General features: G+C 66.0%; 10 protein-coding genes. 4 read left to right on the top strand and 6 right to left on the bottom strand.

The annotated features are described in order from the left end of the window. Positions 1 to 7: 7 nt before the first annotated feature. Both L0C25_RS21875 and L0C25_RS21870 read right to left on the bottom strand, forming a co-directional pair. A complete protein-coding gene (locus L0C25_RS21875) occupies positions 8 to 667 on the bottom strand; it encodes a class I SAM-dependent methyltransferase (protein ID WP_271633903.1) in 660 nt (219 codons plus the stop codon). Beyond that, on the bottom strand, positions 664 to 1,578 hold the full coding sequence (locus tag L0C25_RS21870) for a phosphatase PAP2 family protein (protein WP_271633902.1): 915 nt from the start codon (positions 1,576 to 1,578) through the stop codon (positions 664 to 666). Before L0C25_RS21870 ends, L0C25_RS21875 begins: the two co-directional genes overlap by 4 nt. Before the next feature lie 145 nt (positions 1,579 to 1,723). Here L0C25_RS21870 and L0C25_RS21865 point away from each other — a divergent pair, with 145 nt between their 5' ends. From L0C25_RS21865 to L0C25_RS21855, 3 genes are all read left to right on the top strand, one after another. Beyond that, positions 1,724 to 2,458 carry a GTP pyrophosphokinase gene (locus tag L0C25_RS21865; protein WP_271633901.1) on the top strand — a complete coding sequence of 245 codons (735 nt, stop codon included), beginning with the start codon at positions 1,724 to 1,726 and terminating at the stop codon, positions 2,456 to 2,458. 32 nt (positions 2,459 to 2,490) lie between these two features. Then, on the top strand, positions 2,491 to 2,970 hold the full coding sequence (locus L0C25_RS21860) for a GNAT family N-acetyltransferase (RefSeq protein ID WP_271633899.1): 480 nt from the start codon (positions 2,491 to 2,493) through the stop codon (positions 2,968 to 2,970). An 86-nt stretch (positions 2,971 to 3,056) separates the two neighbouring features. After that, positions 3,057 to 3,431, top strand: a complete 375-nt coding sequence (locus L0C25_RS21855; protein WP_271633897.1) for a VOC family protein — start codon at positions 3,057 to 3,059, stop codon at positions 3,429 to 3,431. A gap of 36 nt (positions 3,432 to 3,467) precedes the next feature. Here L0C25_RS21855 and L0C25_RS21850 read toward each other — a convergent pair whose 3' ends face one another. The 3 genes from L0C25_RS21850 to L0C25_RS21840 form a co-directional block, all read right to left on the bottom strand. Next, complete coding sequence (locus tag L0C25_RS21850) at positions 3,468 to 4,400, bottom strand: NAD-dependent epimerase/dehydratase family protein (RefSeq protein WP_271633896.1); 933 nt, start codon at positions 4,398 to 4,400, stop codon at positions 3,468 to 3,470. 5 nt (positions 4,401 to 4,405) lie between these two features. Beyond that, positions 4,406 to 5,932 (bottom strand): rifampin monooxygenase, encoded by a 1,527-nt coding sequence (gene rox, locus L0C25_RS21845; RefSeq protein ID WP_271633895.1) that lies wholly within the window; start codon positions 5,930 to 5,932, stop codon positions 4,406 to 4,408. A 178-nt stretch (positions 5,933 to 6,110) separates the two neighbouring features. Continuing rightward, entirely contained in the window at positions 6,111 to 6,662 is a 552-nt protein-coding gene (locus L0C25_RS21840) for a GNAT family N-acetyltransferase (RefSeq protein ID WP_271633894.1), read from the bottom strand. Between the two features lie 319 nt (positions 6,663 to 6,981). On the opposite strand from L0C25_RS21840, the gene L0C25_RS21835 reads away from it, so the two are divergent. Continuing rightward, entirely contained in the window at positions 6,982 to 7,659 is a 678-nt protein-coding gene (locus L0C25_RS21835; protein ID WP_271633892.1) for a TetR/AcrR family transcriptional regulator, read from the top strand. A 638-nt stretch (positions 7,660 to 8,297) separates the two neighbouring features. On the opposite strand, the gene L0C25_RS21830 is transcribed toward L0C25_RS21835, so the two are convergent. Further along, on the bottom strand, positions 8,298 to 8,993 hold the full coding sequence (locus L0C25_RS21830) for a class I SAM-dependent methyltransferase (RefSeq protein ID WP_271633891.1): 696 nt from the start codon (positions 8,991 to 8,993) through the stop codon (positions 8,298 to 8,300). Positions 8,994 to 9,064 lie beyond the last annotated feature (71 nt).

Below are 9,064 nucleotides of genomic sequence, written 5' to 3'. Positions count from 1 at the left end.
AGGGCGGTCAGCGACGGAAGACCGCGAGCCACCGGTGCGCACTGGGATTCTGCGGAACCGGATGCAGTTCCGTCTGCTCGGCGCTCAAGGGACCATCGGCGAACCGCTCGACCTCCGCACGGGTGAGCGGCCACGGCGGGCCGTCCGCGGGCTCCGACTCCTCACGGGCGGAAGCGATCACGAGCAGCCGACCCCCGAGAGCGACGAGCCCCGCGACCGCGTCGATCGCGGCCGCATGGAAGTCGACGGGCATGGACTGCACGGTCATGCTCTCGACGACGAGGTCGAAGCCATCGAGCCACGGTGTCGGCAGGTCGAGCAGGTCCGCGGCGGCATAGTCGACCTCGGAATCCGGATGACGTCGCCGGGCCGCGTCGATCGCCGTGGGCGACACATCGAACGCAACCGTGTCGAAACCGAGGCTCGCGACGAACTCCGAATCGGACCCAGGACCCGACCCCACGACCATTGCCCGCCCCGGGCCGGCAAGCGCGTTGTGATCCGCCCACTCGGTCAGCAGCGGATGCGGCGCCCCTCGGTCCCACGGCACTTGCGTTCGACCGTCCTCGGCCGCGACGTACAGCCGTTCGAACCAGCCCGCCGGTCCGTCGGCGGTCGACTCGGCGGCGAGCCTTCGGGCGAATGCATCGGGGTCGCTCGAGGTCACGAGTCCTCCAGCTCCATGGGCGTACGCTGCGCGCCGACCCGCACTCGCTCCTTCTCGTCGACGGGTTCCGGTCGCGTACGGCGTCGCTCCCACCCGGAACAGGCGGCGAGCACGACACCCGCGAGTACGTAGCCGGCGAGCACGTCGATGACGTAGTGCTCCGCGTAGTAGACGAGCATGAACGACATCGCGGCCGGGTAGAGCAGCAGCAACCACCGCCATCGGCTGCGCAGCCGGAGCACGCCGTAGAACGCGACCATCGCCGCGAGTCCGGCATGCAACGAGGGCATGGCCGCCACCGGGTTGCCGATGCTGGCCAGCGCGAAGTGGAAGCCGTCCATCCCGATGTCGGACCACCCGTGGCCGGTGAGCCGGGGTGTGGACGACGAGAGGTATCCCTGCTCCGACGCCATCCATGGCGGCGCCATCGGGTAGGCGACGTAGACGACCAGCGCGCCGAGGTTGATCGCGATGTAACGCCGCATGAACGGCAGCCAGGCCGCTCGGCTGTGTATCCAGAGCACGACCGCGATCGCCGGAGCGACGAGGAAGTGCGAGTAGTACACGGCGGTGAGCGCGACGTCGTACCAATGCGGATCGACCGCGAACGTGCACGGGTTGCCGCACAGCGCCGACTGGAGGTGCTCGGTCGGCGTGGTGCCGCCGCCGATCCACTCGTCGAACTTGATCGGCTCGGTGATGTGTACGACGGTCCGGAGGTCGTCCGAGAGCCCCCTGCTGTACAGGTAGAGCAGCAAGATGACGAGCGGTATCCACCAGTCCTTCACGAACTGCAGATGCGACCGCCACGGTGCGTCGATGTTCCACGCGATCGTCGCCAACCAGAGCCACGCGAAGATCTGCACCGCGTCGGTCGGTACGCCGATGAGATAGACCCACGCGACCAACACGGCGACGTACGCCGTGCACGCGATCGCTCGCGTGCGGTGTGGCGTGGATGAACGAACAAGCCCCCCTGGGTTTCCCACAGTTGAACGTTAGCGGATGGGGCCAACCCGTCGGCGGGGTGTGGAGTGGCCTGGCAGACTCGGAGGCGTGAACGATCTGGTCGGCATCAGCGAACTCCGTAGCGAGTTCACCCGTTTCATGATGGCGTACAAGTTCGGGCTCGACGAGGTGACGACGAAGATCAACATCCTCAAGGACGAGTTCGGGTACGCTCACGAGTACAACCCGATCGAGCATGTGACCTCGCGGTTGAAGAGCCCCGAGAGCATCGTGCGCAAGGCGATCCGCAAGGAGGCGCCGGTCACCTTCGACGGCATCCGCAAGACGCTGCTCGACATCGCCGGCGTACGTATCACGTGCAGCTTCATCTCCGACGCGTACGAGATCAGCGACATGCTCACCCGGCAGCGCGACGTTAACGTCGTCGACGTCAAGGACTACATCGCGCACCCGAAGCCGAATGGCTACAAGAGCCTGCACGTGATCGTCGAGATCCCCGTGTTCATGTCCGACCGGGTCGAGAACGTGTTCGTCGAGATCCAGATCCGCACGATTGCGATGGACTTCTGGGCAAGCCTCGAGCACAAGATCTTCTACAAGTACGACCGAGAGGTGCCCGAGTCGATCCTTGCGGAGCTGCGGGCGGCGGCGGCGACCGCTCACGAGCTCGACGTGAAGATGGAGCGCCTGCACGATGCCGTTACCGAGCTCGACGTCTCCGTCGAGGACGATGCACACCGTACGGATGATGCGCAGCCGCAGCCGGTACCGCGCGACGTACTCGAGACGCTCGCGGCGTGGAGGATCGACCGAACTCGGTAGTTCGCCACGTCGCGCTGGGCTACCGTTCCGCTGTGCACATCCGCGACTATGACGACGCCGACTGGGACTCCTTCTGGCCGATCTTTCGGGAGATCACGGCTGCCCAGGAGACCTACCCGTACGACCCGAACTGGACATCGGAGCAGGCGAAGGACGTGTGGACCTCGCCCGACCACGTCGTCGTGGCCGAGGAGGACGGTGCGGTCCTCGGTTCGGCCGGCATGGGCGCGAACCGTCCGGGGCCCGGTGCGCACGTTGCCACGGCGAGCTTCATGGTCGGTTCCGCTGCTCGGGGCAGGGGAGTGGGACGGGCGCTCGGTGAGTACGTCGTCGGGTGGGCGCGTGAGCTTGGCTATGCAGCGATGCAGTTCAACGCGGTGGTCGAGACGAACGATGCCGCCGTCCATCTGTGGCAAGACCTCGGCTTCGAGATCATCGGGACGGTCCCTGAGGCGTACGAGCACGCCCGGCACGGCCGGGTCGGTCTGCACGTCATGTACCGGCGGCTGTAGCGACGAGATCAAGAAATCGGTTTAGGACACTCTCCGTCCGGATCCGGCCATAGTCTCTGGAGCATGACAACCGAAAGGGTTCTGCGATGAACTTCGAGCTTCAGCTCGTCAACGTACCGGTCTCCGATGTCGATCGGGCGAAGACGTTCTACACCGAGCACGCCGGATTCAACGCCGACCACGACCACGACGTGGGCGGTGGCATCCGATTCGTACAGCTGACGCCGCCCGGCTCCGCATGCTCGATCTCGATCGGCACCGGCCTGAGCGAGAATCCGGTCGAGCCGGGGTCAGTCCAGGGCATGCAGCTCGTCGTCACCGACATCGAGGCGGCCCATGCCGAACTCGCCGGACGCGGCGTCGACGTCAGCGACGTCCACGACTTTCCATGGGGCCGCTTCGTGTTCTTCTCGGACCCGGACGGCAATGGCTGGGCCGTCCAGCAGATCGTCTACCCGTAGCGGCGGCACCCGGGTCGTGGCCCCGGGCCGAGGGGTTCAGGTGAGGTCGGCCTTGAACCCCTCCCGCCACGACGGGTAGCGGAGCTCCCAGCCGAGCTCACGCTTGGCCTTGGCGTTGGAGAAGCCGCGACCTTCGGTCATCATCAGCACGGCGACCTCGCCCGCGAGCATCCGCGCCAACCACTTCGGGAATCGCATCGGGGGCTTGGCGCCGGCGCACAGTGCGAGGTAGGGGAGCCACTCGCTGGCTGGGGCGGGTTCGTCGTCGACGATGTTGAAGACGCCGGTCGACTGTTGCTCGACGGCAAGTACGGTTGCGCTCGCTGCGTCGTCGAGATGAACCCACGAGCTGTACCCTGTGCCGCCACCGACGAGCGGGAACTGCCGCTTGCGGATCAACTCGACCTGATCGTCGGTGGCTCCCGGCCCGTAGAGACCGCCGAAACGCAGGGCGGCTCCGCCCGCCTTGACGGTCATGTCGTCGACGTACCGCACAGCGGCCATACCCTCCTGTGCGGCCGTACCCTCCATCGGGTCGAGCGGGTCGTCCTCGGTCTTGACCCACCCGCCCTTTCGTATCCCGTTCCAGTTGGCGTAGCTCTGCGCGACGATGTGGGGTACGCCGGCCGCCTCGGCAGCAGCGAGGAGGTTGTCCATTCCCTCGGTGCGCAGGCGAACGGTCGGCGCGAACCAGCGGTCCATGTGCTTCAGGTCGGCCTTGCCGGCGTGCGCGACCGAGATCGCCGTCATCTGGTGAACGATCGTGTCCGGGCGGGCCCCGGCCACAGCCCGGCGGACCGACATCGCATCGAGGCCGTCCATGACGACGCCGTCGGCGCCGAGCCGCTCCAGCAGGTTCAGCTTGTCCGGACTCGTGGTCGTGGCCGTCACCTGGTGGCCTCTCGCCACCAGCTGTGGCACCAGTCTGCGACCGACAACGCCCGTACCGCCCGCTATGAACACCCGCATGACCATCACCCTTTCCCCGCTGCGACGTCATTCGACGTCCTTCCCTCGATCCGACGAGATGGGCCGGCCGTTTGTGATGCAGGCGGGCCGAACCAGCGGGAGAGATGGTCGTCGAGGTCCTGCTGATCGTCGCCGATCCAGGCGACGTGCCCGTCGGGGCGTACCAGGGCGCACGGAACATCCAGTGCAGCTGTGGGATCCGCAAGGTGATCGACCCGGTCGGACCAGCCGCCGACGGTCAGCCGTTCGGTGCGATCCAGCAGCAAGCCGCGGCCGCGGTGCAGCAGACCGTAGAGGTGGCCCTGTTTCACGTCGATGTCGCGCAGTCGGCGGCCGACCAGGTCCGGGCCTTCGCCGCAGTGCTGATTGTGCGGCTCGCCGAAGTCGTAGCGGATGTCGATCGCGGTGATCTTCTCGATCAGATAGCGGTTCACCTCGTCGAAGTCCATCAGTTCGGTGAGCAGCCTGCGTACGGCCCGCGGGCCCGGGTCGGTGGAGTGCAGTTCCATCTGGGCGCGGGTGTTGTCCAGTACGTCCGCGGCGACCGGATGACGTTCGGTCTGGTAGGTGTCCAGCAGCGTTTCCGGCGCCCACCCGCGGATCTGTGCGGCAAGTTTCCAGCCGAGGTTGAACGCGTCCTGAACGCCCAGGTTGAGACCCTGTCCGCCGGTGGGTGGATGGACGTGTGCCGCGTCGCCCGCCAGCAGCACCCGCCCGACCCGATAACGCTCGGCCAGCCGGGTGGCATCGCCGAAGCGGGACATCCAGCGGGGGGAGTGGACGCCGAAATCGGTGCCGGCGACGGTGCGGAGCTGTTGTCTGAAGTCCTCGAGGGTGGGCGGTTCCGCGCGATCGCTGACCCCCTTGGCGGGGACGACGACTTGATAGACCCCGCTGCCGAAGGGCCGGAGCCAGAATTGCTTGTTGGTCTCGCCGACCTCGGCGACCTTGGCGGCGATCTCCTCCTGCGGCACACCCGCTTGCATCTCGCCCATCAGCGTCTCGGTCCGCGCGGGCTCGCCGGGGAAGCCGACGCCGAGCAGTTTGCGCACCGTACTGCGCCCGCCGTCGCAGCCGACGAGGTAGCGCGAACGCAGTTGTTCGCCGTCGGCCAGCCCGACCGTCACCCCGTCGTCGTCCTGCTCGAAAGCGACCACTTCACAGCCACGCCGGACCTCCGTACCAAGCTCCATCGCGTGCTCTTCGAGCAGGCGAACGACGACCGGATGCTTGATGCCCAGCAGATAGGCGTGCGCGGAGTCCAGGCCCTCGGGTGCAGGTTTGGCGATGGCGGCGAAGAAGCCGCCGGCCGGACGCTGTCGTCCGTGTTCGACCATGCGGTCCAGCAGTCCGCGCATGGCCATCAGCTCGAGACTGCGAATGTGCAGACCGACGATGCGGACGAACGACACGGGCTCGGCTTCCTGCTCCAGAAGGAGTACCCGCACATCGTGCAGCCGAAGCTCGGCGGCCAGCATCGTACCGGTCGGCCCGCACCCGGCGATGATCACGTCGTACGTCGGAGAGTCCATAGGTATTGCCTTTCGGGAGTGCCTGTTGGCGAGGCGCTCCCGGCGAGACCTACGTCAGCCGCCCGACCATGACAAGCGGGGGAGCACCCACATCGATACTGCGTTCATGGGGCTCACCTCCTCGGGCGATGTCACGGTCAACCGCACGCTACAGGCCCGTGCACAAACCTTCCAACCCTTAAAGCGGCCTCCACTCCCGCTTGAGCAGCCCGTATACCCACGAGTCAGAGACGTCACCGTTGACGACGCAGTCTTCGCGCAGCGTTCCCTCACGCAGGAAACCGAGCTTCTCCAGCACGCGGGCGCATGCGAGGTTGCGCGTGTCGGTCGCGGCGTGGACACGGTTCAGGTCGATCGTGTCGAATGCCCACCGCAGCAACGCGTGCCCGGCTTCCGTCGCATAGCCCTTGCCCCACACCGCGTCGTCGAAGCAGTAGCCCAGTGAAGCGCTTCGGTAGTCCGGATTCCAGTTGCTCAGGCTGCACCAGCCGATGAACGCCCCGTCGGAGACATGATCCACGGCCAGCCTGGCACCGGTGCCGTCCGCTGCCATCTGGCGGCAAGCCGCGATGAACCGTTCGGATCGCTGGGGTTCGCTCCACGGCGGCGCGTCCCAGTAACGCAGTACGTACGGGTTGCTCTGCAGCGCGAAGAGGTCGCTCGCATCCGTGTCGTCGAAGGGGCGCAGCCGAAGGCGAGCCGAGGGCAGCGTGGGTGTGGGCAATGACATGCGTGCCTCGTTCCGTCCTGTCGTTTGCTGCCGATCAAGCAATCATCTGCCGTCGAGGTCGTGCAACAGGATTCTTCTCGCGCGGGGCTTGGCCTTGACGAAGGGGACGCGTGACGATCGACGTTCAGTCCGGCCGGGGGACGCTCCTGTCGCACTCGGAGTTCTCCGAGTGCGAGAGGCTGGCCGATCGTAAGCGCGCCAGCCGCCAGCCCGACGATGGTGTCCGATGCAGCGGGCTCCGAGTCGCCGAGTCCACCAGGAGACAGAATGTTATACGGCGTATATGCCATTGTTCGCTGTACGCCGTATAGTCAGGTCAATGGTCGATGACACTCGTGCAGCACAGTTCGACCGCGGTCTCACCACGGACCAGATCCTCGATCTGGCAGTGGCGCTCGCTGATGCCCACGGGCTGACCGCGGTGTCGATGCGCCGGCTCGGGCGCGAACTGGCGGTCACGCCGATGGCGCTGTACTGGCACTTCAAGCACAAGGACGCACTCCTCGACGCGATGGCCGAACGGACGGTCGCCGCCGCGGAGTTCGTCGACGCGCCGGACAACCCGTGGGATCACCGGTTGCGGGACGTCCTAACCACCCTGACCGACGTGCTCCGGACCCATCCATGGATGGGGCGTCTGGTCGTCGAGCGTTTGGTGCCCCAACCAAGCTACCTGAATGCGCTGGAGATCATGCTCGATTGCGCCCGCGACGCGGGCCTGAGCCCCGACGACGGTGCCGTCTTGACGCAGCAGGCCGTCCAGGCCGTCGTCGCCCTGGTCGATTACGAACCCGGGCCGCCGTTGCAGAAGACCCACCGGACCGACCCTGGCGCGGCTGCCGCGGCGCTCCTGGATGCGATCCCGCCCGGCGCGCTTCCCAACATCCGCAAGGCAGCAACCGAACTGCACACCTTGCCGAACCCCGAGCGCTACTACCAGCTCGGCATCGACATGATCGTTGGCGGGATAGTGGCAGTCGCATGTGCCCCCAGATGAAACCCACCCACCACCCGACCCGTCGGGCGAATCCATCGAGATCGACACGGAAGCTGACTCGCGTCCAGCACCGGCAAACAGACCGGCGTCGGCTGGACGACGCAGAGAGGGGAAGGCATGGAGGAGAACACCGCATCCAAGCGAGGTGATCCAGAGCGGAGGGTGCTCGGAGTCCCCTGGGACTGGCGACGACCTACTTGGGAGCGGATCAGGCGCCGGACGTGGAATTCCGACGACCAGCGCATGCTCACACCCACGCCGTTCGGTCATGGCCACGTGATCAACGGCTACTGGCTGGTCCATCCGGTCAGCTACTGGCGGACCCGCCGGCGACGGCGAGCAGGCGGCATGAGGAGGCAGCCTTGAACGATGACCGATGACCCGAGGGCAGCGGGACAGCGGCTGCACAGTCGACGCGCCTGTGCACCGAGGGGTCGAGAGGTGCATATACGGCGCCCGAGCCGCGGGAGGGCGAGGGTGACGACCGGCTGATGGTTGATCTGGTGCGATACGCAGACCAAGAAATGACATAATGTACATTATCGGCACTGAACCCTCGGGAGTTGCGTTAGATGCAGTAACTCCCGCTTCGCGGCGTGGAAGCGATCCGTGCAGGTGGGACCACGTGTCTGGCCGTGTCACTGCCCAGCCACAGGAGACTTCTGGAGGACGAACACGATGAAGAAGGGCTCGTTTGAGAGTTTGTCGAAGGTCTCGGGAAACCGCTCCCTCATTGACTCAGCAGGCAACGGCTCGACAAGGCGTTCGATGACGAACCCTGCCTCACGGAACTCCGCACACCAAACAGTCAGCGGAGCTCGTCGGAATCGGACTTCCCACCCCGAGTTCCACGTGTCGTCGAGCATCTCGTCCGTGAAGTAGCTGCCGCCCAACTGTTGCCAATCAGCGGTCGGATGCGCTGTCGAGACGACCAGTCGCCCGCCCGGTTTGAGCGTTCGGTGGATCTCGCGCAGTGCTGACACCGGATCAGCGAGATGATGCAGTACCAGCGCCATAATGGCCTGGTCGATCGAGCCGTCGGCCAGCCAGTCAATGGGGTCCTCGAGGTCGTGCACCCTGACATCCGCCTGGCTACTCACCCGACGTCTCGCAAGACTCACAAGCTTGCTGCTGCTGTCGAAGGCGACAACCTTCGCCCCTCGTCGTGTGAGCTCCTCCGCATACAGACCGGAGCCACAGCCAACATCTAGGACTCGGCGACCGCTCACGTCGCCGAGCAGACCTAAGACGGCTGGCCGGTCATAGTGAGCGTTGTATGCGCTGTCCTCTGCATGGGCGGCGAACGAATCTGCAAAGGCATCGTAGGAACTCACGAACGCAGACTAGCGAGGCACTAACGCCGAAGCGTCTGCGCTCCGGCCCCGATGACTACTCCCGCCTCATC

Origin of the sequence: Solicola gregarius (genome assembly GCF_025790165.1) — a bacterium.
Taxonomy (GTDB): Bacteria; Actinomycetota; Actinomycetes; order Propionibacteriales; family Nocardioidaceae; genus Solicola; species Solicola gregarius.
This window is presented reverse-complemented; position numbering and strand designations above follow the sequence as displayed.